Annotated in this window: 24 protein-coding genes; 20 read left to right on the top strand and 4 right to left on the bottom strand. The window is 72.1% G+C overall.

Annotated features, from left to right (window positions below):
• The first annotated feature begins 185 nt into the window (after nucleotides 1-185).
• From ABME01_RS03590 to ABME01_RS03605, 4 genes are all read left to right on the top strand, one after another.
• A complete protein-coding gene (locus tag ABME01_RS03590) occupies nucleotides 186-1214 on the top strand; it encodes a fatty acid desaturase family protein (protein ID WP_353826982.1) in 1029 nt (342 codons plus the stop codon).
• A gap of 120 nt (nucleotides 1215-1334) precedes the next feature.
• Nucleotides 1335-1541: a cold-shock protein gene (locus ABME01_RS03595; RefSeq protein WP_353826983.1), complete on the top strand. Its 207-nt coding sequence runs from the start codon at nucleotides 1335-1337 to the stop codon at nucleotides 1539-1541.
• Nucleotides 1542-1767: 226 nt separating this feature from the next.
• Entirely contained in the window at nucleotides 1768-2055 is a 288-nt protein-coding gene (locus tag ABME01_RS03600) for an HU family DNA-binding protein (protein WP_129233735.1), read from the top strand.
• Between the two features lie 173 nt (nucleotides 2056-2228).
• Nucleotides 2229-4226, top strand: a complete 1998-nt coding sequence (locus tag ABME01_RS03605) for a bifunctional copper resistance protein CopD/cytochrome c oxidase assembly protein (protein ID WP_353826984.1) — start codon at nucleotides 2229-2231, stop codon at nucleotides 4224-4226.
• A 6-nt stretch (nucleotides 4227-4232) separates the two neighbouring features.
• Here the strand turns inward: ABME01_RS03605 and ABME01_RS03610 are convergent, their stop codons facing one another.
• The gene (locus ABME01_RS03610; RefSeq protein WP_353826985.1) at nucleotides 4233-5282 is read right to left on the bottom strand and encodes a hypothetical protein; all 1050 of its coding nucleotides are present in this window, start codon (nucleotides 5280-5282) and stop codon (nucleotides 4233-4235) included.
• Nucleotides 5283-5451: 169 nt separating this feature from the next.
• On the opposite strand from ABME01_RS03610, the gene ABME01_RS03615 reads away from it, so the two are divergent.
• Nucleotides 5452-6768: an ATP-dependent DNA helicase gene (locus ABME01_RS03615; RefSeq protein WP_353826986.1), complete on the top strand. Its 1317-nt coding sequence runs from the start codon at nucleotides 5452-5454 to the stop codon at nucleotides 6766-6768.
• 64 nt (nucleotides 6769-6832) lie between these two features.
• Nucleotides 6833-7168: a DMT family transporter gene (locus ABME01_RS03620; RefSeq protein ID WP_353826987.1), complete on the top strand. Its 336-nt coding sequence runs from the start codon at nucleotides 6833-6835 to the stop codon at nucleotides 7166-7168.
• A gap of 22 nt (nucleotides 7169-7190) precedes the next feature.
• Here ABME01_RS03620 and ABME01_RS03625 read toward each other — a convergent pair whose 3' ends face one another.
• Nucleotides 7191-7706, bottom strand: coding sequence for a hypothetical protein (locus ABME01_RS03625; protein WP_353826988.1), 516 nt, complete (start codon nucleotides 7704-7706; stop codon nucleotides 7191-7193).
• 10 nt (nucleotides 7707-7716) lie between these two features.
• Nucleotides 7717-8124 carry a DUF4383 domain-containing protein gene (locus ABME01_RS03630; RefSeq protein ID WP_353826989.1) on the bottom strand — a complete coding sequence of 136 codons (408 nt, stop codon included), beginning with the start codon at nucleotides 8122-8124 and terminating at the stop codon, nucleotides 7717-7719.
• Nucleotides 8125-8336: 212 nt separating this feature from the next.
• Here ABME01_RS03630 and ABME01_RS03635 point away from each other — a divergent pair, with 212 nt between their 5' ends.
• The 9 genes from ABME01_RS03635 to ABME01_RS03675 all read left to right on the top strand — a co-directional run bounded on the left by ABME01_RS03635 (nucleotide 8337) and on the right by ABME01_RS03675 (nucleotide 19022).
• Nucleotides 8337-9632 (top strand): serine hydrolase domain-containing protein, encoded by a 1296-nt coding sequence (locus ABME01_RS03635; RefSeq protein WP_353826990.1) that lies wholly within the window; start codon nucleotides 8337-8339, stop codon nucleotides 9630-9632.
• A gap of 81 nt (nucleotides 9633-9713) precedes the next feature.
• A complete protein-coding gene (locus tag ABME01_RS03640; protein ID WP_353826991.1) occupies nucleotides 9714-10553 on the top strand; it encodes a class II glutamine amidotransferase in 840 nt (279 codons plus the stop codon).
• 64 nt (nucleotides 10554-10617) lie between these two features.
• Entirely contained in the window at nucleotides 10618-12231 is a 1614-nt protein-coding gene (locus ABME01_RS03645; RefSeq protein WP_353826992.1) for an MFS transporter, read from the top strand.
• The gene (locus tag ABME01_RS03650) at nucleotides 12228-13697 is read left to right on the top strand and encodes a DUF2252 domain-containing protein (protein WP_353826993.1); all 1470 of its coding nucleotides are present in this window, start codon (nucleotides 12228-12230) and stop codon (nucleotides 13695-13697) included. The genes ABME01_RS03645 and ABME01_RS03650 overlap by 4 nt, the downstream gene beginning before the upstream one ends.
• Nucleotides 13698-13805: 108 nt before the next feature.
• On the top strand, nucleotides 13806-15410 hold the full coding sequence (locus ABME01_RS03655) for a sodium-dependent transporter (protein WP_353826994.1): 1605 nt from the start codon (nucleotides 13806-13808) through the stop codon (nucleotides 15408-15410).
• Nucleotides 15407-15574, top strand: a complete 168-nt coding sequence (locus ABME01_RS03660) for a methionine/alanine import family NSS transporter small subunit (protein ID WP_353826995.1) — start codon at nucleotides 15407-15409, stop codon at nucleotides 15572-15574. Before ABME01_RS03655 ends, ABME01_RS03660 begins: the two co-directional genes overlap by 4 nt.
• Nucleotides 15575-15659: 85 nt before the next feature.
• Nucleotides 15660-16490, top strand: coding sequence for a phosphatase PAP2 family protein (locus ABME01_RS03665; protein WP_353826996.1), 831 nt, complete (start codon nucleotides 15660-15662; stop codon nucleotides 16488-16490).
• The gene (locus ABME01_RS03670; protein WP_353826997.1) at nucleotides 16477-17223 is read left to right on the top strand and encodes a phosphatase PAP2 family protein; all 747 of its coding nucleotides are present in this window, start codon (nucleotides 16477-16479) and stop codon (nucleotides 17221-17223) included. Before ABME01_RS03665 ends, ABME01_RS03670 begins: the two co-directional genes overlap by 14 nt.
• Nucleotides 17224-17240: 17 nt before the next feature.
• Nucleotides 17241-19022, top strand: coding sequence for a SulP family inorganic anion transporter (locus tag ABME01_RS03675; protein ID WP_353826998.1), 1782 nt, complete (start codon nucleotides 17241-17243; stop codon nucleotides 19020-19022).
• A gap of 3 nt (nucleotides 19023-19025) precedes the next feature.
• On the opposite strand, the gene ABME01_RS03680 is transcribed toward ABME01_RS03675, so the two are convergent.
• A complete protein-coding gene (locus ABME01_RS03680; RefSeq protein ID WP_353826999.1) occupies nucleotides 19026-19808 on the bottom strand; it encodes an SDR family oxidoreductase in 783 nt (260 codons plus the stop codon).
• A gap of 153 nt (nucleotides 19809-19961) precedes the next feature.
• On the opposite strand from ABME01_RS03680, the gene ABME01_RS03685 reads away from it, so the two are divergent.
• The 5 genes from ABME01_RS03685 (at nucleotide 19962) to ABME01_RS03705 (ending at nucleotide 24675) form a co-directional block, all read left to right on the top strand.
• Nucleotides 19962-20147 carry a hypothetical protein gene (locus tag ABME01_RS03685; RefSeq protein ID WP_353827001.1) on the top strand — a complete coding sequence of 62 codons (186 nt, stop codon included), beginning with the start codon at nucleotides 19962-19964 and terminating at the stop codon, nucleotides 20145-20147.
• Nucleotides 20148-20210: 63 nt separating this feature from the next.
• Complete coding sequence (locus ABME01_RS03690) at nucleotides 20211-21779, top strand: multicopper oxidase family protein (protein ID WP_353827002.1); 1569 nt, start codon at nucleotides 20211-20213, stop codon at nucleotides 21777-21779.
• Nucleotides 21780-21946: 167 nt separating this feature from the next.
• Entirely contained in the window at nucleotides 21947-22270 is a 324-nt protein-coding gene (locus ABME01_RS03695) for an SHOCT domain-containing protein (protein ID WP_436407395.1), read from the top strand.
• Between the two features lie 89 nt (nucleotides 22271-22359).
• Nucleotides 22360-23949, top strand: a complete 1590-nt coding sequence (locus ABME01_RS03700) for an ABC1 kinase family protein (RefSeq protein WP_353827004.1) — start codon at nucleotides 22360-22362, stop codon at nucleotides 23947-23949.
• 78 nt (nucleotides 23950-24027) lie between these two features.
• Entirely contained in the window at nucleotides 24028-24675 is a 648-nt protein-coding gene (locus ABME01_RS03705) for an RNA polymerase sigma factor (RefSeq protein ID WP_353827005.1), read from the top strand.

The following is a 24675-nucleotide window of genomic DNA, read 5'->3' on the forward strand; positions in this document are numbered from 1 at the left end:
ATTCCCAGTCGACTCGCAAGGCGGATGCCGTAGCGTTGTCGACATCTGCAGTGGGCGTTCGCCCGCGTGAACCGGCTGGGAAGTCGACGACCAGCTGGGACCACCCCATCTCCTCACACCTCCTCTCCCAAGAGCCGTCTCGCGGCGGCATCCGGGAAACGAAGCCCCGCACCAGCACGATCGACATGACCGGGAGCTACACCGCCGTGGCTCGCGTCATCCGGGAGTCCGGCCTGCTCAACCGCACGCCCGTCTTCTACCTGCTCATGGTCACCGGCCTCACGCTGGCCCTGGCCGGCGCGATCGCCGGGTTCATCCTGCTCGGGGACTCGTGGTACCAGCTGCTCATCGCGGCGGCGCTGGGCATCATCCTGACGCAGTTCGCCTTCATCGCGCACGAGGCGTCGCACCGGGCGGTCTTCGCCTCGGGCCCGGCCAACGACCGGTTCGGGCGGACGCTCGCGAACATCGTGGGCATCAGCTACGCGTGGTGGATGACGAAGCACACGCGTCACCATGCCAATCCGAACAGGATCGGCAAGGACCCCGACATCGAGTTCGACACGATCTCGTTCGTCGAGGCGGATGCCGCGCGGCAGCGCGGGTTCATGGCGGCCCTGACGCGCCGCCAGGGCTGGCTGTTCTTCCCGCTGCTCACGCTCGAAGGACTGAACCTGCACGTGCGCTCCTTCGGGACCCTGCTCCAACGACGACCCGTGAAGGGTCGCTGGATCGAGATCGGGTCGATCGCCCTGCGCTTCGGGGTCCTGCTCACGGCCGTCTTCTGGATGCTCCCGCTCGGCATGGCCTTCGCGTTCCTGGGCGTGCAGCTCGCCGTCTTCGGCATCTACATGGGCGCCTCGTTCGCGCCGAACCACAAGGGCATGCCGATCGTCCCCGCCGACGCGAAGCTCGACTTCCTGTCCAAGCAGGTCCTGACCTCGCGCAACATCTCCGGCGGGTGGTGGGCGAGCGCCCTCTACGGCGGGCTCAACCACCAGGTGGAGCACCACCTCTTCCCGTCGATGCCCCGGCCGCACCTCGCGAAGGCCCGCGAGATCGTGCGCGAGCACTGCCGAACCCTCGGATTGCCGTACACGGAGGCCACGATGGCCGAATCGTACGGTATCGTCATCCGATATCTGAACCGAGTGGGCCTCGCGGCCCGTGATCCGTTCGACTGCCCGCTGGTCGAACGATTCCGGCGGACGTGAAGTCCGTCGGGCGCACCAGACTTCGGGGGCGGATATCGCCTCCGAACCCGCACGACCACCACGGTCGTGCCGTCGCCGCCGATCTTCGTCGGTGACATGAACACAGAAGGAAAACACAGCATGGCAACCGGAACCGTCAAGTGGTTCAACGCCGACAAGGGCTTCGGCTTCATCGCCCCCGACGACGGCAGCGCCGACGTCTTCGCGCACTTCAGCGCCATCCAGTCGGGCGGCTTCCGCTCGCTGGAGGAGAACCAGAAGGTCGAGTTCGACACCGAGCGCGGCCCCAAGGGCCTCCAGGCGTCGAACATCCGGGTGATCGGCTAGTCCGACCCCGACCTGCCGCGGCATCCGTCACGTCTCGCGTGGTGGGTGCCGCGGTCCGCGTCAACCCCTGCCCCGACGGGCCGCGAAACCCCGGAAATCCGCGTGATTCCGCGGGATTCTGCTACATTCGAGGCGGCCTGAACGGCTACGGGGGATCGGAACGTGACGTTCCCCGTGTTTCCACACGACAGCTGTATCCACAGCGAAGGTCCGAGGAGGACATTCAATGGCTGACAAGTCGCTCAACAAGTCGGAGCTCGTTGCCAAGATCGCCGCGTCGACGGGCCAGAGCCAGACGGCCGTCGACGCCGTGCTCAACGGCTTCTTCGACACCCTCGCCGAGTCGGTCGGCTCGGGCACCAAGGTGTCCATCCCGGGCTGGCTCGCCGTCGAGCGCACCCACCGCGCCGCCCGCACGGGCCGCAACCCGCAGACCGGTGAGACCATCCAGATCGCCGCCGGCAACTCGGTCAAGGTCACGGCCGGCTCGAAGCTCAAGGCCGCCGCGAAGTAAGTCCGCGGCGTCGCCAGACGCATCCGAGACTCGAAGAAGGGGCGCCCGGTCGATCCGGTGCGCCCCTTCGTCGTCCCCAGTCGCCGACGGCCCTCGCCAGAACCGCTCCGGACCGTGAGGTCGGGGCCCGCCCGCTGCTCATCGCTCCCAGCCGGCTCGCCTAGGCTGCTACGGTGATCCGTTCCGTCCGCGTGCTCGGCCCTGCCGTCGTCGTCGCCGTCGCGCTCGTCGCGACGATCGCCGGCCTCGCCTACGGCGGCGGCGCGGACCCGTACCCGATCCAGGACCCCGGCCCGGTCGCCCGATGGGGCGTGCCGATCGCGAAGCTCTTCGTCAACCTCGGCGCCGCGGGCATGATCGGGGCGCTCGTGCTCGCGGTCTGGGCGCTCTCGCCGCAGCGGCGGGAGTTCGGCCTCGCCCTCGACGTGGCGGCGGCGTCGGCGGCGGTCCTGACGGTCGCGAGCGCCGCGACCACGGTGCTCACGTTCGTGCTCGTCACCGGCGTCGAGGTCACGTTCACGGACCGCTTCGGCCAGCAGCTCGGGCAGTTCGTCACCTCGATCGAGCTGGGCCAGGCCTGGCTCGCCACCACCCTCGTCGCGGCGGCGGTGACCGTGCTGGCCTTCGCGGTCCGCAACCACACGGCGCTGGTGTTCGTGACCGTGCTCGCCGTCGCGTCGCTCGTGCCCCTTGCGCAGCAGGGCCACGCCGCAGGCACCTCCGGCCACAACGAGGCCGTCGCCGCGCTCGGCCTGCACCTCGTGTTCGTCGCCGCCTGGCTCGGCGGACTGCTCACGATCGTCCTGCTCAAGCACGCGCTCGACGGGGACCGCCTCGTGACCGTGCTCTCGCGGTACTCCACCGTCGCACTCGTCTCGTTCATCGTCGTCGCGATCTCCGGGTACGCGAGCGCAGCACTGCGCATCGGCAGCTGGGAGCAGCTCGCGACGCAGTACGGCGTCCTCGTCGCGCTCAAGGTGGCGGCGCTCGTGGCGCTCGGCCTCCTGGGCGCCCTGCAGCGCCGGGTCATGATCGGGCGGATATCGCGCGAGACGGTCCCCGGGGGCGCACCCACCCCGGCGGCGAACCGGATGTTCCGCCTGCTCGTCGTCGTCGAACTCGCGTTCATGGGCATCGCCTCCGGCGTGGCGGCCGCGCTCGCCCGCACGGCGACGCCGGTGCCCGAGGACGTCTCGGTCGGCCTCGCGCGCACGCCGGCCGAGATCCTGACGGGCGAGCTCCTGCCGCCGCCGCCCGACGCGTGGCGCTACCTCACGTCGTGGAGCCCCGACCTCATCTGGCTGCTCGCCTGCGGCTTCGGCATCTTCTTCTACGTGGCGGGCGTCGTGCGCCTCCGCCGGCGCGGCGACCGCTGGCCCTGGTACCGGGTCGTGCTCTGGGTCTCCGGCATGCTCGTGCTCGCCTGGGTCACGAGCGGCGGCGTCGCCGCGTACGAGCAGTACCTGTTCTCGGCCCACATGCTCGCGCACATGACGCTCACGATGGCCGTGCCGGTGCTGCTGGTGCCCGGGGCGCCGGTCACGCTCGCGGCCCGCGCCATCCGTCCGAGGAAGGACGGCAGTCGAGGCGGCCGCGAGTGGATCCTGCTCGCCGTGCACTCCCGCTTCGCGGGCGTGATCGCGAACCCGATCGTGGCCGCGGTGCTCTTCGCCGGCTCGCTCTGGGTGTTCTACTACTCGCCGCTGTTCCGGTGGGCGATGGAGGACCACGTCATCGGGCACCAGTGGATGAACGTCCACTTCCTGATCACCGGCTACCTGTTCGTCCAGTCGCTGATCGGCATCGACCCCGTGCCGTATCGCCTGCCGTACCCGTTCCGGCTGCTCCTGCTGCTCGGCACGATGGCGTTCCACGCGTTCTTCGGGCTCGCGATCATGATGGGCACGGGGCTGATCCTCGCCGACTGGTACGGCGCGATGGGATGGGGCACCGACGCGCTCGTCGACCAGCAGGTCGGCGGCGGCATCGCCTGGTCGATCGGCGAGATCCCCACCGTGGCGCTCGCGATCGCGGTCGCGGTGCAGTGGTCGCGCTCCGACGAGAAGGAGACCCGACGCCGCGACCGCCACGCCGAGCGCACCGGCGATGCGGAGCTCGAGGAGTACAACGCCCGGCTCGCGGCGCTCGCCGAGCGCGACGGCGTCCGCTGAGCGGCCTCAGCGCAGCTGGATCGAGATCGACCCGTCGGGTCGCACGCTCGCGTCGAGGGCGAGCGTGAACCCCTCGTCCTGCTCGAGCGTGGAGAACGTGCCGTCGAACAGCGACTGGACCTCGACCGAGATGTGGGCGACACCCGGGGTCGGCGGCATCTCGAACGCGGTGTCGCCGGGGACGAGCGTGACCTCCGGCGACTCGACGATCGACCAGACGGGCTCGCTGACCACGCGGTCGTCGATCACCACGCCGAACGGGCAGCCGGCCGGCTGCAGCACGGGCTGGCTCGCGCACTGGTCCTCGAGGTACTCGTCGACCTTGGTCTGCACCCGCTCGGCGAACGCCTCGGTCGGCAGGGCGTCGACCGTGACCTCCGCCGCCGCGCCGGGCTCGGCGACCACCTGGGCGGGGATCGCCTCGAGGAGCGTCGAGTCGTACCCGAACTCGTACGCGGCCGGCGCGATCGCGAGGTACGGCGCGGTCTGGGTGAACGCGGTCAGCTCCTCCCCGGACTTCGTGGCCCGGGTGTCGAGCGTGAGCGTCCCGACGGTGAACACCGGGTTGTGCGCGGCGGTGACCTGGATGACGGCGAGCGGGCTCGTGGCGAACTCCCACCGGTGCAGCAGTCCGTACAGCGGCTCGATCGGTCGCACCTCGAACGCGGTCTGCACGATCGAGGCGTCGAGCCGGTAGCTCACCGTGACGGTGTGCCGCCCGCCCTCGTGGGCCTCGTCCGAGATGACCCGCACGTCCTCGGGGCCCGCGTCGACGACCCGCGAACGCAGCATGGCGGTCGAGATGTCGGCGGGCAGCCCGGCCGCGGCGAGGTCGCCCTCGTCGAGCTGCACGCCCGGCGTCGCCGCGGCGCCGACGATGTCGTCGCGGGCGATGGCGTCGAGGTAGCGCTCGACGAAGGCCGGCGCGCCGTAGATGCTCTGGTTCAATCCGCCGAGCGCGGCGAGGAACGCGCCGAGCAGGAGCATGGTGAGGCCCGTCCACCCCGCGATCGCGGCCGGCGACAGGCGTCCCGCTCGTCGGCCCGATCTCCCCACGCGGCAAGTCTAGACAGGGTGCGCGCACGCCCCCACCCATCCACGACGGCGGGTGACGGGGCCACGGATGCGTCCTCGCGGCCGATCGGCGGGGCGACCCGGTCTACAGTGAAGACGCCCGCGTGCGGCATCCGCGCCGTCTCCGCCACCGAACGTCCGAAGGCTCCCCGTGCAGACCGTCACCCTGACCGCCGAACAGGAGGCGGTGTTCCGGGCCATCGAGCACACGCGAGAGCACGTGTTCGTGACCGGGCGGGCCGGCACCGGCAAGTCGACGCTGCTGAACCACCTGAACTGGAACACCGGCAAGCAGATCGTGATCTGCGCGCCGACGGGGGTCGCGGCGCTCAACGTCGGCGGCCAGACCATCCACTCGCTCTTCCGGCTCCCGATCGGCGTCATCGCCGACCACGACATCGACCAGAACGACGCCGTGCGCAAGATCCTGAATGCGATGGACACGCTCGTGGTGGACGAGGTGTCGATGGTCAACTCCGACCTCATGGACGCGATGGACCGCTCGCTCCGGCAGGCGCGCCAGCGCCCGCACGAGCCGTTCGGCGGGGTGCAGGTCGTGCTGTTCGGCGACCCCTACCAGCTCGCACCCGTGCCGGGGTCGGGCGACGAACGCCGCTACTTCGCCGACACCTACCGGTCGATGTGGTTCTTCGACGCGAACGTCTGGCAGGAGGCGGACCTGCGGATCTACGAACTCGGGGAGGTGCACCGCCAGCACGACGATGCGTTCAAGCACATGCTGAACGCCGTGCGCCACGGCATGGTCACCGCCGAGATCGCGGCCGCGCTGAACGACGTCGGCGCGCGGCGGCCGCTGCCGGAGCAGGGGGCGATCACGCTCGCGACCACGAACGAGACCGTGAACCGCATCAACCGCTCGGCCCTGCACCGGCTGCCCGGCCACTCGCTCGCGAACGAAGCGGAGGTGAACGGCGAGTTCGGCGGGCGCGGGTACCCGGCCGACGAGCGCCTCGAGCTGAAGGTCGGCGCGCAGGTCATGTTCCTGCGCAACGACACCGGCACCTGGAACGAGGGGCCGCGCTGGGTCAACGGCACGATCGGCACGGTGACCTCGCTCGACCGCGAGGTGCGGGTCGAGGTCGACGGCGAGGAGCACGAGGTCGAGCCCGCGACGTGGGAGAAGTACCGGTACACCTGGGATGCGGCCTCGAAGCGGCTCGAGCGCGAGATCGTGGCCGAGTTCACGCAGTTCCCGCTGCGGCTGGCCTGGGCGGTGACGATCCACAAGTCGCAGGGTGCGAGCTACGACACCGCGATCGTCGACCTCGGTCCGCGCGTGTTCAGCCCCGGGCAGACCTACGTCGCCCTCTCCCGCCTCACCGCGCTCGACGGGCTCTACCTGGCGCGCGCGCTCGTCCCGCGCGACATCATCGTCGACCGTGACGTGGAGCGCTTCATGACGGGCGCGAACCGGGGGATCGAGCCCGCCCGCGACGCGACGGCCTGACGCGGCTCAGGCGGCCGCGGCCGCGCCCGCCGGGGATCGGGGTCCGATCTGCGAGACTCCATGCGTGGCCTGGCTCTTCCTCTCCCTCGCGATCGCGGCCGAGGTCGCGGCGACGAGCTTCATCGGGTTCACCGCGGGATTCACGAGGCTCTGGTGGACCGTCGTCGTGCTCGTCGGCTACGCGTTCTCGTTCTGGATGCTCGCGCTGACCGTGCGCGAACTCGAGATCGGCATCGTCTACGCGATCTGGTCGGGCGTGGGGACTGCCGCGATCGTGGCGATCGGCGTGCTCTTCCTCGGCGAATCGCTGACCGTGGCGAAGCTGCTCGGCATCGGGCTCATCGTCGCCGGCGTGCTCGTGCTCAACCTCTTCGCCGGAGAGGCCGCGGCGCACGGCTGACGCGGCCGTCCCGGCCGCCCGGTCAGTGGGCGTGGCCGGTCCGCACGTGCAGTTCGCCGTGCGGAACCGCCAGCCGCCCGGCATCGGTGGCCGCGAGTGCGGGGGTCGCGAGCGCCGAGACGAGCACGGCGCCGACGGCGAGGCCGGCGAGCGAGCGTGCGGAGCCGGTCGCGCGGGGCCGGGCGGTGCGCTCGCGCGGCGTCGAGCGCACCGCGGAAGCGGCGGACACGGCGACCGCCGTGGTGAAGACGGCGGCGGCGCCGAGCGGCAGGCCGGGAACCGCCGACAGGCCTCCGCCCGCGACCGCCGCGCCACCGGCCACGAGCGCCGCGGTGGAGGCGGCCAGCGTGGTGCGCGGGGCCACCACCCGGCCGGCGCGGAGCCCCGAGACGCCCCAGCCGAGCGCGGCGATGCCGAGCCCGGCCAGGACGACCCGGGGTGCACCCCCGGCACCGGCGGCCAGCGCGGCGAGGACGAGCCCGCCGCCGAGCGCGGCGAGCATGGGCCAGGTCCGCGTCATCGTCGCCAGTGCCCGCATGGCCGGCCCCCTACGCCGTCGCCACACGCGTGGTGCGCTCGACGCCCAGGCCCACGCCGAGCAGCACGATCGCGCTGGCGAGGTGGAGGAAGTGGTCGGGCGTGTTGAGCGCGAGGATGTTCGCCGGCGTGCCGGCGATGAAGAAGCCGACGACGCCGAGCAGCAGGTAGGCGGCGCCGACGATCGTGTTCACGGTTCGTGCGGCGGCGACGTTCGCGAGTCCGGCGATCAGCAGGGCCGCGCCGATGGCCAGGTGCGCGATGTTATGCAGCGGATTCACGGCGAAGACGCCGAGCAGGAGCCCGCCCTCCGTCGCGAACAGGTCGACGCCGCCGGTGACGGCGAAGCCGAGCAGCCCGACCAGGACGTAGACCGCGCCGAAGACGGTCGCGGCGATGCGGTTGGGTGAGTTCTTCATGGCGATGCCTTCCGTGTCGTCGCGCGGCGGATGCCGTGCTGGGAGGGATTCGGCGCCGAAGCCGCAGCGGATTGCCCGGGTCGCCGCGACCGCGTCGCCGGGGGACACCGGGCGCGACGACCGCCGCGCATCACGGATGGCGGCGCGGAGCGCCGTCCGGCCGATCGCCGGAGTCGGGTTACAATCGCTGCGGACACACGGCGGGGGGCACGGTGGCTGCAGGGGCAGGGCGCATTCGACGGCTCGTCGCTGCGTGCGTCGCGACGACCCTCGCCCTCGCCGGGCTGGCGAGCTGCACGACGTCTGGCGGACCCTCCTCCGAGTACGACCAGGCCGACGCCGCCTTCTCGCCCGAGGTCGTCGAGCAGCTGGAGGCCACGCTCGCGGATGCGCTCGAACTGAGCGGGTCCAGCGGCGCGGTGGCCGGCGTCTGGGCGCCGTGGGCCGGCGAGTGGACGACCGGCGCGGGCGCGGTCGACTTCACCGACGGCGCCGCGGGGGTCACCGAGGAGACCCGGTTCCAGCTCGCCGCGGGCACCGGCGCCGTCACGTGCCTCCTCATGCTGCGGATGGTCGACGCCGGCGTCGTGGAACTCGACCAGCCGGTGTCCTCGCTCGTGCGCGGGATCCCCGGGCTCGATGGCATCACGCTCGAGCAGCTGTGCCGGAACACGTCGGGGATCGCCGACTACTACGAGCCGCTGCGCCGCTACTTCCGCGACAACCCGGAGCGAGTGTGGCCGGCGGCGGAACTCATCGCGAGCGGGCTGGCGTCAGGCCGCACCGGCGAGCCGGGCGCGGCCTGGCGGCGCTCCGACACCGGCATCGTCCTGCTCGCGATGGCGCTCGAGCAGCACACCGGCCGCAGCTGGAGCGACCTGGTGGGGCAGTACGTGCTCGGACCGCTCGGCCTGGACGACACCGGCATTCCCTCGCCCCGCCGCACCGGGTACGAGGGCGCGCTCGGCGGCTATGCGTTCCTCACGCCCGGCGGGCAACCGAACTGCGACGCCCGCGTCGACGTCTCCGAGCGGTCGAGCTCGATCGGCGGCGCCGCAGGGGGTGCGCGGACGACGCTCGGCGACGCGCTGGTGCTGAGCCGCGCGATCGCCAGCGGCTCGCTCCTCGAGGAGAGCACGGCGCGGACGGCATGGACGCCCATCCCGTTGGGCGGCGATGCACCGGGGTGGCAGGCCCAGGGAATCGGAGCGCGCGAGTACGGACCGCTGCGCGGCACGTCGGGCGAGTCGATGGGCGCGCTCGCGGCCATGTTCACCGACCCGACCACCGGCCTCACGGTCGTCGTGGCGCTGAACAACTCGGCCGGCGGGGAGCGGATGGTGCGCGAGACGGCCTTCGCGCTCGCGTCGATCGCCGCGAAGGCGGCACCCGTCGAGGGCCGCGAGCTCCCGCTGGTGGAGCTTCCCTGGTCGCTCGACCAGGCCCGGGAGCGGATGGCGGCGGCCGCGCCGTGCCCGCCGCCGGAGGAGCCCGCCTCCGACGGGTGACCAAGGGCCCGGAGCCTCGGTCGGGACGACGGCAGACTCGCGGTGTGGCCGCGGCCCTGCCGCGGCCCGGAAAGGGGCCGCATGTGCCGCTGGTTGGCCTACTCGGGTGAGCCGCTGCGCACGTCCGCGGTCATCCTCGATGCCACCCACTCGCTCGTGGCGCAGTCGCTGGACTCGCCGCTCGGTGCCGAGACCGTCAACGGCGACGGCTTCGGCATCGGCTGGTACCCGGTGGGGTCGGTGGCGGGGTCCGTGCCCGCGGTCTTCCGGAGCATCGAGCCCGCGTGGAACGACGAGAACCTGCGGGAGCTCTCCCGGTCGATCGAGAGCCCGCTGTTCCTCAGCCATGTGCGGGCGGCCGCCGGCCCGCCGATCCAGCGCACCAACTGCCATCCGTTCCGCTGGGAGAACTGGCTGTTCATGCACAACGGATTCCTCGCCGAGTTCGGGAAGGTCCGACGCGAGCTCGCCTTCGCGATCGACCCCTCGCTCTACCCGCACGTGCTCGGCACGACCGACTCGGAGGTGCTGTTCCACCTCGCGCTCACCTTCGGCCTCGTCGACGATCCCGTGAAGGGCCTCACCGCCGCGATCGACCACGTCGAGCGCGTGGGACGCGAGCAGGGCATCCTCTTCCCGATGCAGGGGACGATCGCCGTCGCCGACGGTGCCACCGTCTGGGCGCTGCGGTACTCCTCGCAGGGGCGGTCCCGCACGCTCTTCCACTCGGCCGACATCCCCACCATCCGGGAGATGTACCCCGAGGCCGAACGCCTCGCGCAGTTCGGAGACCACGCGCACGTCGTGGTCTCCGAGCCGCTGAACGACCTCCCGGGGGCCTTCATCGAGGTGCCCGAGTCCACGATCGCGATCCTCGACCGAGAGGGGTACCACCATGAGCCCTTCCGCTCCGCGGCCTGAACCCGGCGGAGGGGCCGCCGGCGCTCCCTCGACCGCCCGACCGCGCGAGGCCGGATGGGTCGTCGTGACCGCACTGTCGGCGGCCCAGTTCGTCATGGTCCTCGACAGCACCGTGATGAACGTCTCGATCTCGCAGGTGGTCGAGGACCTCGGCACCTCGGTCTCCGCGATGCAGGCCGCGATCACCTTCTACACGCTCACCATGGCCGCGCTCATGCTCGTGGGCGCGAAGCTCGGCGACCTGTGGGGCCGCCTGCGCGCGTTCGTCATCGGCGCGATCATCTACGGCGTCGGCTCGCTCACGACCGCGCTCAGCCCGAGCATCGCGGTGCTCTTCACGGGGTGGTCGGTGATCGAGGGCGTGGGCGCGGTCCTCGTGATCCCGGCGATCGCCGCGCTCATCGCCGACAACTACGAGGGTCGGCAGCGGGTCACGGCCTACGCGATGATCGGCGCGGCCTCGGGTGCCGCGGTGGCGGCGGGGCCGCTCATCGGCGGATTCCTCACGACCTACGCCTCGTGGCGCTACGTGTTCATCGGCGAGGTGGTCGTGATGGCCATCGTCGTGCTGTTCTCCCGGCGCATCGTCGACCGCCACGAGCCCGTGCCGCTGCGGATCGACGTGCCCAGCGTGCTGCTCTCGTCGGCGGGGCTGATCGCGATCGTGCTCGGGATGCTGCAGAGCAAGACCTGGGGATGGATCGTCCCGCTCCAGGTGCCCGTGATCGCCGGCGTCGAGCTCGCGCCGCTCGGCGTCTCGCTCACGATCTGGCTGATCATCGGCGGCATCGCCCTGCTCGCCTGGTTCGCGCACCGCCAGCGCCGGCTGCTCGAGACCGGCCGGGAGGCCTTCGTCGACGTGCGTCTGCTCCGGATCGGCCGACTGCGCAGCGGCCTCTCGTCGCTCGGTGCGCAGTACGCCGTCACGGCGGGGCTGTTCTTCATGGTGCCCGTGTACCTGCAGATGACGCTCGGGCTGGACGCGCTCCAGACCGGCCTGCGCATCTTCCCGCTCTCGATCTCGCTCATCTTCTTCTCGTTCGCCGGCACGCGCCTCTCGAGGGTGTGGTCGCCGCGCCGGATCGTGCGCCTCGGGCAGGTCGTGCTCGCCGCCGCGGCGTTCCTGCTGCTCGGCTCCGTGGATGCGGAGCTGCGGCAGGTGGCGTTCACGACGGGCATGTTCATCGCGGGCGCCGCCCTCGGCCTGCTCGCCTCGCAGCTCGGCAACGTGAACATGTCGAGCGTCGGCCCCGAGCAGTCGAGCGAGGTCGGCGGCCTGCAGGGCGTCTTCCAGAACCTCGGCTCGTCGCTCGGCACCGCGCTCATCGGGTCGATGCTGATCGGTGCGCTCGCCACCTCGTTCGCCGGAACGGTCGCCGAGAGCGACCTGCCCGAGGACGTGCAGGTGGCGATCGACGAGGCCACCGAGCACGGCGTCGACCTGGTGCCCGCCTCGACGGTGACGGAGATCGGCACCCAGGCGGGGCTCACCGACGACCAGGCGGCCGAGCTGGCCTCGGTGTACGGCGACGCCCAGGTGCTCGCACTGCGCGTCGCCTTCGTGGGGCTCATCGCCCTGGCCCTGCTGGCGCTGCTGCTCTCGCGTCGCATCCCCGACGAGGTCGAGGGACGCGAGGTCGAGGAACGCGAGTCCGAGGAGAGCGGGGAACGATCATGACCACCATCCGCTTCGACCGACCGTCGGAGGGAGGACCGACCGTCGAGTTCGACGAGCCCGCTCCTCGCCACGACTTCGCGGCACGCGCGGCGGCCGGCCGCGCGGCGCGCGACGAGGCGCCGCGATCGTCGCACGCCGGCTGGACGCCCCCCGAGGACCGGGCCGACCCGATCGGGCTGCTCGAGGAGCAGGAGACGACCCGAGTGCCCGAACTCGTGCCGATCCGGCACGCCCGGATGCTGGTCTCGCCTTTCACCTTTTACCGCGGTGCGGCACTCATCATGGCCGCCGACCTCGCCCGGACACCGGTGTCGGGGATCACCGCGCAGATCTGCGGCGACGCGCACCTGTCGAACTTCGGTCTCTTCGCCTCGCCCGAGCGCGACCAGGTGTTCGACGTCAACGACTTCGACGAGACGCTGCCCGGCCCCTGGGAGTGGGACGTCAAGCGGCTCGCGGCGAGCTTCGAGATCGCCGGCCGGTACCGCGGGTTCGACGACGACGACCGGCGACGGATCGTGCTCGAATGCGTCTCGGCGTACCGGGCCCAGATGCGAGGGTCCGCCGAGGCGCGCGTGCTGGACGCCTGGTACGACCACCTCGACGCAGAAGGAGCCCGAGCGTGGCTGGCCCGGGAACGCAAGGCGAACCGGATCGGGCGCAAGGCCCTCGAGCGCAGCCGCACCGCGATGGCCAAGGCGCGTCGTCGGGACAGCGTGCGCGCGTTCAGCAAGCTCGTGCGCTCGGAGGACGGCGTCATGCGGATCGCCGCCGACCCGCCGCTGATCGTGCCCATCGAGGACCTCGTCGACGCCGGCATCACCCGGGCGGACGAGGAGCGCCTGATGCGCGCGATGCTGCACGAGTACCGCTCGACGCTGCCCTTCGCGCGCCATCCGATCGCCGAGTACGACTACGTGCACCTGGCGCGCAAGGTCGTCGGCGTCGGGAGCGTGGGCACCCGTGCCTGGATCATCCTGCTGCGGGGCCGCGACGACCGCGATCCGCTCATCCTGCAGGCCAAGGAGGCGCAGGCCTCGGTGCTCGAGCGGTTCCTGCCCGCGAGCCGGTACGACAACCACGGCGAGCGGGTCGTCCGCGGCCAGCGACTCATGCAGGGGGCGAGCGACATCTTCCTCGGCTGGCAGCGGGTCACGGGCGTCGACGGCGTCGATCGCGACTTCTACCTGCGCCAGCTCGCCGACGGCAAGGGTGCTGCCGACGTCGAGGTGATGACGCCGAAGGCCGGGCTGCTCTACGCCCAGATCTGCGGCGCGACGCTCGCTCGCGCCCACGCCCGCGCGGGCGACCGAGTGGCGATCGCGGCGTACCTCGGGAAGTCGGACCGCTTCGACCGCGCCATCGCCGCGTTCGCCGCCGACTACGCCGACCAGAACGAACGCGACTACGCGGCCTTCTCGCGAGCCGTGGCCTCGGGGCGCCTCGACGCCGCCGACTCCGAGTAGGTCGATCGCGCCGAAGGCTGCCGCCCGGACCGCCGCCTTGGTAGCGTGCTGGGCATCGGGCCGTGCGCGAGGGCGCCATGGCCGACACGACGAGGTCCGGGGGGCGCGATGTCGACATCCGAGGGCGGTCAGGCCACGACGGCGCAGCCGCGCGAGTTGTGGACCGGACAGGTCGGCTTCATCCTCGCGGCGATCGGCTCGGCCGTGGGCCTCGGCAACATCTGGCGCTTCCCCGGGGTCGCCTACGAGAACGGCGGCGGCGCGTTCATCATCCCCTACCTCGTGGCCCTGCTGACCGCGGGCATCCCGATCCTCTTCCTCGACTACGCGCTCGGACACCGGTTCCGCGGCGCGGCGCCCACGGCGTTCCGCCGCCTCGGCGGGGGTCGGCTCCGCTGGCTCGAGAGCCTCGGGTGGTTCCAGGTGATGATCTGCTTCGTCATCGCGCTCTACTACACCGTCGTCATCGCGTGGGCGGTGAGCTACTTCGTGTTCTCGTTCGACCTGCGCTGGGGCGAGGACACCGCGGGCTTCTTCGTCGGCGATTTCCTGCAGGTGGGCGAGGCGAGCCTGTCGCTCGAGTTCGTACCCGGCGTCCTCATCCCGCTGGTCCTCATCTGGGGCGCCGCGGTCGTGGTGCTCGCGTTCGGCGTCGCCCGCGGCGTGCAGCGCATCAACGTCATCTTCCTGCCGCTGCTCGTGGTCGCGTTCGCCGCGCTCGTGGTGCGCTCGCTGTTCCTCGACGGCGCGGCCGACGGGCTCAACGCGCTGTTCACCCCGGACTTCTCGGCGCTGGCCGACCCGAACGTGTGGATCGCGGCCTACAGCCAGATCTTCTTCTCGCTCTCGATCGCGTTCGGGATCATGATCACCTACGCGTCCTACCGCAAGCGGCGCTCGAACCTCACGACCCCGGGCCTGGTCGTCGCGTTCGCGAACTCGTCGTTCGAGATCCTCGCCGGCATCGGCGTGTTCGCGACGCTGGGGTTCTTCGCGTTCCAGCAGGGCGTCGACGTGGCCGAGCTCGAGGGCCTCACCGGCGTCGGGCTGTCGTTCATCACCTTCCCGGCGATCGTCTCGCAGATGCCCGGCGGCCCGATCTTCGGCATCCTCTTCTTCGGCTCGCTCGCCATGGCCGGCTTCACGTCGCTGCTGTCGGTGCTCCAGGTCGTCTCCGCTGGGTTCCAGGAGAAGTTCGGCCTGACCCCGCGCCAGGCGGCGACCCGGGTGGGTCTCGTCTCGATGGTGCTCTCGGTGCTGCTCTTCTCGACGACTTCGGGCCTGATCGCGCTCGACACGGTCGACAACTGGGCGAACAACATCGGCATCGTCGCCTCGGCGATCCTCGCGGGCGTCGTCACCTTCTGGGTGCTCCGGAAGGGCCCCGAGCTGCGGTACCACCTGAACTCGGTCTCGACGTTCCGGGTCGGCGGCGTCTGGACGGTGCTCGCGGGCGTGCTCGCACCCGTGGTGCTCGGCTACATGCTCGTCTCCCGGATCGTGGTGCTCCTGGTCGAGGGCTACGAGGGCTATCCCGACTGGTACCTCGCCGTGGTGGGCTGGGGCACGATCCTCTTCTTCATCGTCGCCGCGCTCGTGCTCACCGGCATCCCGTGGCGCCGAAGCCCCGACGCGTTCCGACCGTGGCCGCCGCTGCCGGAGCCGGGCGCGCGCGCTGATGCCGGCATCCCGACGGAAGGGGGTCGGTCATGACCGGCACCGCGATCGTCTTCCTGCTCATCGCGATCCTCCTCGTCTGGGGCGGGTTCACGGTCAGCGTCCTCGCGCTGAGCCGCCGCCCCGAGCGCGGGGACTACCCGGCCGGCGGGGAGGACGACCACCGCGAGGACCTCGGCCCGGTCGAGCGGGACACCTGACACGCGGAGCGCAACCCCGAGAGCCGGGCGGGCCGGTCGCGGCATACTGTGGTGACCCGCGCACGCGGCGAACAGGAGGTGCATCGTGGGTGAACCGGACGCGAACGGGTCCGATGCGGCCGTGCAGGACGACTCGGACGAGCGACCCGGACGGTGGAAGCGGTTCCACGAGCGGTTCATCGTCGAGGAGCGGTACCTGTCGGCGACCACGCGCCGGAACCTCTACGTCATCTCGGCCGCGCTCGTCGTGGTCGGGCTCGCCGGGTTCTTCGTCGTGCTCGACTCGATCCTCGAGGCCGACGACCTCTCCGCGATCGACGCCCCCGTCCAGGACTGGCTGGAATCGGGGCGCGACCAGTGGCTGACCACCTTCATGATCGTGCTGGCGGTCGTCTTCGGGCCGATCGCGATGCCGATCATCATCCTCGTGACGACCGTCGCGTGGGGCGTCTTCGCCAAGCACGCGTGGCGGCCGCTGCTGCTCGCGGGCGGCATGATCCTCGGCGTCATCGTCGTGCAGGTGCTCGCGCCGCTGATCTCACGTGATCGCCCGCCGGCCGACGAGATGCTGTTCGGGTACGACCCGACGTCCTCGTTCCCGTCCGGGCACGTCATGGGCGTCGCCGACTTCCTGTTCATCGGCACCTACCTCGTCTTCTCGCGCCACCGGAGGCCGGTCGTGACGACGCTCGCCTTCATCGGGGCGGCGTTCATCGTGCTGCTCACGGCGGCGTGCCGCATCTACCTCGGCTACCACTGGGCGACGGACGCGCTCGGCTCGATCTTCCTCTCGCTGGTGGTGCTCGGGCTCGTGATCGCGGTCGACACCTGGCGCACGGTCCGAGTGGGTTCGCCCGAGCAGATCGCCGAGGCGGACCGCGCCCCCGAGATGTGGGGGCGCGATGAGCGCGAGTGAGCCCGACGGCACGTCGAAGCGGCCGCACGCGCCGACGCCGCTGCGCGTCAGCCGGCGGCCGTGGCTCGTCGCGGGCCTGATCGCACTCGTCGCCGTCGTGGCGATGGGCGTGGTGATCGTCGTCGCCGAGTCGCGACAGGCGTTCCCGTTCGAGGTCGACCTCGCTGCGGCCCTCGCTGCGGCGCGGACGCCGGCGGTGACGGCGTTCGCCCAGGTGCTGAACGTCGTCGGTGGCGGCGTGCTCTCCAACGTCGTGCTCCCGATCCTCATCGTGGTGGCGTTCCTGCTGTGGCGCCGGCCCTGGGCCGCGCTGTACTTCGCCATCGCCGCCGCGGCCAGCGCGGGCGTGACCCGGCTCGTGAAGGTGCTGGTCGGCCGGGTGCGTCCCGAGGACATCCTCGTGGAGCCCGACTTCGGCTCGTTCCCCTCGGGCCACAGCTCGGCGGCGGCGCTCATCGCCACGGCCCTCGGGCTCGTCTTCCTGCGGACCTGGGTGTGGGCGGCCGCGGTCGTGTACACCGTGCTCATGATGCTCAGCCGGATGTACCTCGGCGCGCACTGGCTGTCGGACACGATCGGCGGCGCCCTCGTCGGCGCAGGGGTGGCGCTGGTCGTCTGGGCACCGTTCGCCTACCGCCTCTACCGTGAGAACCGGCTGCCGCATCCGCCGATCTGGCGACCCGTCGCGACCTCGGCGCCCGACGACGGCGTCGGCGCCGCCCGGGCCGACTGATCAGGCCGGGACGCGTCGTGTCGACGGCCGGAGGGCGGTTCGCACGGTGGCTGCCGCCGGGCGTGCGCACCGCGATGCACTACCGGCGCGACTGGCTCATCCCCGACCTGCGCGCGGGCCTCGTGGTCACCGCACTGCTCATCCCCGCCGGGATGGGCTACGCCCGGGTCGCCGGCCTGCCGCCCGAGACCGGCCTGTACGCCACGATCGTCCCGCTGCTCGCCTACGCGATCTTCGGGCCCAGCCGGGTCCTGGTGCTCGGACCGGACTCCGCCCTGGTGCCGATCATCGGGGCCGCGATCCTGCCGCTCGCCGTCGGCGACCAGGACCGCGCGGTCGCGCTCGCCGGGCTGCTCGCCCTCATGGTCGGCGGCATCCTGCTGCTCGGCGGCATCCTCAGGCTGGGCTTCGTCACCGACCTGCTGTCCAAGCCGATCCGGGTCGGCTACCTGAATGCGATCGCGCTGCTCGTCCTGGTGTCGCAGGTGCCCGACCTGCTCGGGTTCGAGGTGGAGTCGGGGTCGCCGATCGAGGAGCTCGGTGCGATCTGGGTCGCGATCACCGGGGGCGGGATCGACCTGCTCGTGGCCGCGTTCGGGGTGGGCTCGCTCGTGGTCATCTGGGGGCTCACGGCGCTGCGCTCGCCGGTGCCGGGCGTGCTCGTCGCCGTCGTGGCGGCGACCGCGATCACGGCGCTCGCGGGCCAGGAAGGCCGGATCCCCATCGTCGGCGCGCTCCCGCCGGGGCTCCCGGCACCCGCGCTCGGCGGCCTCGAGTGGGGCGACGTGCTCGACCTCGCGCTCCCCGCGGCGGGCATCGCGCTCGTGGCGTTCACCGACACCGCCGTCTTCTCGCGCTCGCTCGCGGCGCGGCGCGGCGAGACCGTGAACGGCAGCGCCGAGATGGCCGCGATCGGCGGGGCGAACCTCGCCGCGGGCGCGCTCGGCGGGTTCCCCATCTCGGCGTCCTCGTCGCGGACCCCCGTGGCCGAGCAGGCCGGGTCGCAGTCGCAGCTCACCGGGGTGGTCGGCGCGGTGCTGCTCGTGGCGTTCATCGTCCTGGCGCCGGGCGTCACCGCGTTCCTGCCGACGGCGGCGCTCGCCGCGGTCGTGATCACCGCGGTCGTGCGGCTGCTCGACGTCCGCGGGTTCATCCGCCTCCTGCGCATGGACCGCGTGGATGCCGCGCTGTCGCTCGCGGCCTTCGTCGGGGTCTTCGCGTTCGGCGTGATCCCGGGCATCGCGGTCACGATCGGCCTGTCCCTGCTCGCGTTCGTGATCCGCTCGTGGCGGCCGTACCGGGCGGAGCTCGGCCGGGTGCGCGGGCTCCGCGGCTACCACGACCTCTCCCGCTACGACGAGGGCGAGCGGATCCCCGGCATCGTGATCGTGCGCTGGGACGCCCCGCTCTTCTTCGCCAACGGGGGACTGTTCGACGACTTCGTGCGGTCGCGGGTGACGGCGGCCGGGTCGGAGATCGGCACGGTGATCCTCGCGGCCGAGCCGATCACCGACATCGACACGACCGCGGTCGACGAGCTCGTCGAGCTCGACGAGTGGCTCGCGGCTCGCGACATCCGGCTCGTGATCGCGGAGATGAAGGACCCCGTGCTCGACGACCTCCGTCGCTACGGCGTCGCCGACCGGTTCGAACCCGACCGGATCGCGCCCACGGTCGGCGCTGCCGTCGACGAGATCACCGGGACGCTGCGCGGCGACCTCGAGGGCACGCGGTGGGATGACGACGCCGACGGGGGAGGGGACGACGCGCCCGGATCCGTCGGCGGTCGCGACGGCTGACGCTCACCAGGTCGTGTCGCCGCGGATGACCGCATCCGAGCCCCCGTCGATGAAGACGACCTGGCCGCAGAGGTGCGCGTTCTCCTCGCTCGTCAGCCACGCGAGCAGGTACCCGGCGTCCCGAGGCCCGAAGATGCCGTTCAACGGCATCGGGACGGTCTCGAGGATGGCGCGGCGCGCCTCCTCGGTCCCGGTGAACGCCGCCGTCATCGGCGTCTCGACCACGCCCGGGGCGATCGCGTTGAGCGGGATGCCCGCTCCGGCCCAGTCGGCGGACGGGGCGGCTCGCCTGATCCAGCGTGCGAGCGCACGCTTCGCGGTGCCGTAGATGAGGTTCGCCTGCTCCGGCGGCCCCGCCTCGAGTTCGCGGGCACGGGCCGTCGCGGCCGGTTCGTCGCCGGCGAGGAAGGCGTCGAGCAGGGCGTCATCGGGCGGGAAGAGGGAGGCCATCGACGTCGTCGCGACGGCACGCGGCGCGGTCGATCCCGCGAGCAGTGGCCGGAGGCCCTCGAGCGTGGCCAACGTGCCGAAGTAGTTGACCGCGGCGGTCGCGGCGATCGGCGCGGCCAGCCCGGCGTTGGCGATGACGGCGTCGACGACTCCGCCGGTCGCGTCGGCGACGCCGGTGACGAGGTCCGCCCGTCCGGTCGGAGTCGACAGGTCGACGGTGACGTCGGCGTCGTGCAGGTCCACGCCGACCACGCGGTGCCCGCGCTCGACGAGCAGTTCGCTCGTCGCCTTCCCGATGCCGCTGGCCGATCCGGTCACGACGTACGTGCGGGTCATGTCGTCCACCCTCCTCGCCGGGCGCCGCGCCGATCCGGTGCAGGCGCGGTTCGGCCCGTCACCAGCCTCGCCGCGCGGGCCGCGCCGAGGCGGGCCGTTCGGCCCCCGACGGGCGGGCGCCGGGGCCTACCTTCGGGTGGACGGAGGTGCGGGATGAGCAGCGGTGGGAACGCGGGCGTCGCGGGCGGCGGCGCGATCTACGGACTCGGGATCCTCGGCGCGTGGGTGTACTTCTGGCAGCAGGCCGATGCGTTCTGGGAGTACGTCTGGGCGATCGTGCAGGGCCTGTTCTGGCCCGCGTTCATGGTCTACGACCTGTTCGCGGCCCTCGGCGACTGACGCGCGCGGCCGGGAGGCAGAAGGTCCCGGATCCGCCGACGGCCGCGCGGATACCCTCGGGGTATGCCCGAGCACAGTGCGGACGACCCGGACGACCGGTCGCGGCCGGAGACCGACGCGTCGTCCGGCCCCAGTCGTCGAACCGTCCTCGCCGCGGGCGCCGCGGCGGTCGGCGTCGTCGCCGTCGGCGCGGGCGGCCTCGCGTGGTGGACCTCGACGCGCGACTCGGGGCCGGACCCGGCGGCACCCGTCGGGACGGACGGGGCGGAGCCGTCCGGAGAGGCGGCCGACGGGTCCGTCGTGGAGACGTTCCGGGAGCCTGAGGTGCGTGCGAGCACGGATGGACGACTCGACCTCGAGCTCACCGCGGCGGCGACGACCGTGACGATCGACGGGCGCTCGGTGCGCGTGCTCGGGTTCGAGGGCGGCATGCCGGGTCCCACGCTGCGGGTCCGTCCCGGCGACCGCATCGCGCTCCGGCTCAGGAACGAGCTCGACGCCGCCACCAACCTGCACACGCACGGCCTGGAGGTCTCGCCCGAGGGGAACTCGGACAACGTCTTCGTGATGATCCCGTCCGGCGGTGCGTTCGACTACGCGTACGAGCTGGGTGACGAGCACCCGCCCGGCGTGTTCTGGTACCACCCGCACCACCACGGCACCACCGCGGAGCAGCTGTTCGCCGGCCTGTACGGCGCCATCGTGGTCGAGGAGCCGGACCCCCTCCCGGTCGACCGCGAGCGGGTGCTCGTCATCGCCGACATCTCGTTCGACGCGAACGGCGACCTCGCGACGGCGACCCGATTCGACCGGATGCTCGGTCGCGAGGGCGACCTCGTGCTCGTGAACGGGCAGCTGCAGCCCACCATGGTGGCCACGTCGGGGGAACGCGAGCGGTGGCGGATCGTGAACGCCTGCACCTCGCGGTACCTGCGCCTGCGCCTGGACGGGCAGCGGATGCGACGGCTCGGCATCGACGCCGGCCGCGACGCCGCGCCACGCGACGTCGACGAGCTCGTCCTCCTCCCCGGCAACCGCGCCGACGTGCTGGTCGACGCGACGGCGGGGGCGGACGCTGTGCTGCGCACGATGCCGTTCGACCGGGGCGGCATGGGCGCGATGGGTGCGCCGCGCAGCGCGACCGTCGGCGCCGACCTCGCGCGGTTCGTCGTGCGGGGGGATGCCGCGGCATCCGCCGCACCGGTGCCCGGGCCCACGGCGCCACCGCGCGACCTGCGCGAGGAGGCGGTGACCGGCCGTCGGACCCTCACGCTCGCGATGGGCGGCGCCGGCGGGGGGATGGGCCAGGGCATGGCGTTCACGATCGACGGGCGCACGTTCGCGGAGGGGCGGATCGACCTCGAGCCGGCAGCGGGTGCCGTCGAGGAGTGGACGATCGTGAACACGAGCACCATGGACCATCCGTTCCACCTGCACGTCTGGCCCATGCAGCTGGTCGAGGTCGACGGGGCGCCGGTCGAGGGCGTGGACCGCCGCGACGTGGTGCCGGTGCCGGCCGCCGGCCGGGTCGTGGTCCGCATCGCGTTCGAGGGGATCACCGGGCGCACGGTCTACCACTGCCACATCCTCGACCATGAGGACCTCGGCATGATGGGCGTCATCCGGGTCTGATCCCTGCGGCCGACACGCCGATCCCGGCCCGGGACCAAAGACCGTCCCGGCAGGGTCGTCCCGGGTACCGTGTGAGGCGTCAGCGACGCCCGACGAAGGGATTGCCCGTGGACCTCTGGAACTGGATCTGGTTCTTCTTCTGGACCTTCGCCTACATCGCGTACCTGATGGTCCTGATCTTCATCGTGATCGACATCTTCCGCGACCACTCGCTGAACGGCTGGTGGAAGGCCGTCTGGCTCATCTTCCTCGTCTTCCTGCCGTGGATCACCGGACTCGTGTACCTCATCGCGCGCGGCCAGGGCATGGCGGAGCGATCGCAGCGCAAGCAGGTCGAGTACGAGCACCGCACGGCGGAGGAGTACCGCGAGATCTCCTTCGCGAATCCCGCCGAGGAGATCGCGAAGGCGCAGGCGCTGCGCGAGCAGGGCGTCATCACCGACGGCGAGTTCGAGGCGATCAAGGCGAAGGCGCTGGGGTCGAAGTTCTGAGCAGCGGATCGACCGACTCGCGGCACCGCGCGCGGTACCGCGAGATCGCGACGGTCCTGCGCCGGCACGGCCTCGGCCTGCTCGCCGGGGTGGTCGGGGCGGGCCGCCGTCCCGGGCTCCGCCGTGCGGCACCGGGCGACGAGCGCGCTTCCGGCGGCATCGTCGCGCCGCCCGAGCACCTGAGGCTCGCGTTCGAGGAACTCGGACCGACGTTCATCAAGCTCGGGCAGCTGCTCTCCACGCGCTCCGACCTGGTGCCGCCGGCGTACGCCGACGAGCTCGCGAAGTTGCAGGACGCCGCGCCGCCCGTGCCGGTCGAGCACGTGCGGGCCGTGATCCGGAGCGAGCTCGGCGCGGACGCCGACGAGCTGTTCGCCGACTTCGAGGACGTGCCGCTGGCCTCTGCTTCGATCGGCCAGGCGCATGCGGCGAGGCTCGACGACGGGACCCGCGTCGTCGTCAAGGTGCGCCGGCCCGGCGCCGTCGCGCAGGTGCAGCAGGACCTCGAGATCCTGCGCAACCTCGCCGAGCGGGCGAGCCGGACGTGGAGCCTCGCCCGGGACCACGACGCGCGCGGGCTCGCCGAGGAGTTCGGGCAGACACTGCTCGCCGAGCTCGACTACCTGCAGGAGGGCCGGAACGCCGAGCGGTTCGCCGAGGACTTCGCGTTCGAGCCGGATGTCGCCATCCCGCGCGTGTACTGGGACTACACGACCTCGCGCGTGCTCACCCTCGAGCGCATGACGGGACTCAACGTCGGCGACGCGGCGGCGCTCGATGCGGCCGGCGTCGACCGGAAGCGGGTCGCGCGCCGCGGGGCCGAGATCGTCCTCAAGATGACGTTCGAGGATCGCTTCTTCCACGCGGACCCGCACCCCGGCAACCTCTTCGTCGAGCCCGACGGCACGATCGCGCTGATCGACTTCGGCATGGTCGGCGAGATCGACGCGTCGCTGCGCGACCACCTCGGCGCGCTCTTCGTCGCGCTCGTGCGCGGCGACCCGGAGCGACTCGCGTCGGCGCTGATCGACCTGTCGCCGACCTCCGCGGGCGTCGACCGCGAGCTCCTGCAGGACGACCTCTCCGACTTCCTCTCGCGGTACCGGCTCGATTCGCTCCGCGACACGCCGTTCGCCCGCATGATCGCCGAGCTCTTCGGCATCCTGCGCCGGCATCGGCTTCGGCTGCCGCGGGAGATGGCACTCCTGTTCAAGGCGCTGCTGGTCATCGAGGGCCTCGCCCTGCGACTCGACCCGGAGTTCCGGCTCGGCGAGACCCTGCGCCCGTACGCGCAGCGACTGGCGCGCGAGCGACTGAGCGCGATCGTGCTCGCCACGCGCATCGCGCGGGCGACCGCCGACCTCGGCGAGCTGGCGCTCGACATGCCGGGAACACTCCGGCGGCTGCTCGAGCACGCAGATGAGGGCGGCATCCAGGTGCACCTCCGCGCGGCGGAACTGGAGCCGCTGATGGGCAGGGCGGAGCGGATCGGGAATCGCCTCGTGGCCGGGATGATCAGCGCCGCGTTCATCACCGGCGTCGGCAGCCTGGTCGCGAGCGAGCGCCGATGGCGGTCGTGGGAGGGCGTCATGGTCGGCACCGGGCTCGGCGTCATCGGCTCGCTGGGCGGCTACCTCGCCGTGACGATGCGCCGGACGGGGTCGCGGCGCGCTCGGTGAGCGGCGGAGGCGATCGCGACCGTGCCGGTGTGTGGACGGAGACGTCGTCGCGCGGGCCCCTGACCTACACTCGTGCGGGTGGCCGACCCCGACGGCGCGCTCGCCCGCCCCGCCCTCCGCACGGAGTCGTCGTCTCGCGTGCCCGCCGCGGCGCTCGCCGGGGAGTTCGGGACCGTGCTGCTCGCGGCGCAGGCGGGGGCTCGCTGGGCGAACACGCGGCTGTGGAACGAGTACGCCCCGGCGGTCGCGGCGTTCCTGCGCGCGAGGGGGTCGCGTGAACCCGACGACCTGACGAGCGAGGTGTTCCTCGCGGTCTTCGACCGCCTGCCCGAATTCGACGGCGGCGAACCCGAGTTCCGGGCGTTCGTGTTCACGATCGCGTATCGCCGGCTCACCGACGAGCTGCGGCGCCGCGGACGGCGCGGGGAGGCCGAGGAGTGGCGACCGGAGCTCGACGGGCGCCGGGTCGCGAGCGCCGAGCAGGAGGCGATGACGCGGCTGGGCGACGACGGCGCCCGACGGCTGCTCGAGGGACTCTCGCCCGACCAGCGCGACGTCATGGTGCTGCGCATCATCGTCGACCTCACCGTCGACCAGGTGGCGGCCGTCCTGGGCAAGCGTCCGGGGGCGGTCAAGGCGCTGCAGCGACGCGCACTCGAGACGCTGCGGAAGAGAATCGCGTCGGGCCGTACCCCTCGCGGCGTCTCCGTCGATGGCAGGGAGTGA

It is taken from the genome of Agromyces litoreus (genome assembly GCF_040496015.1).
Classification (GTDB): Bacteria; Actinomycetota; Actinomycetes; order Actinomycetales; family Microbacteriaceae; genus Agromyces; species Agromyces litoreus.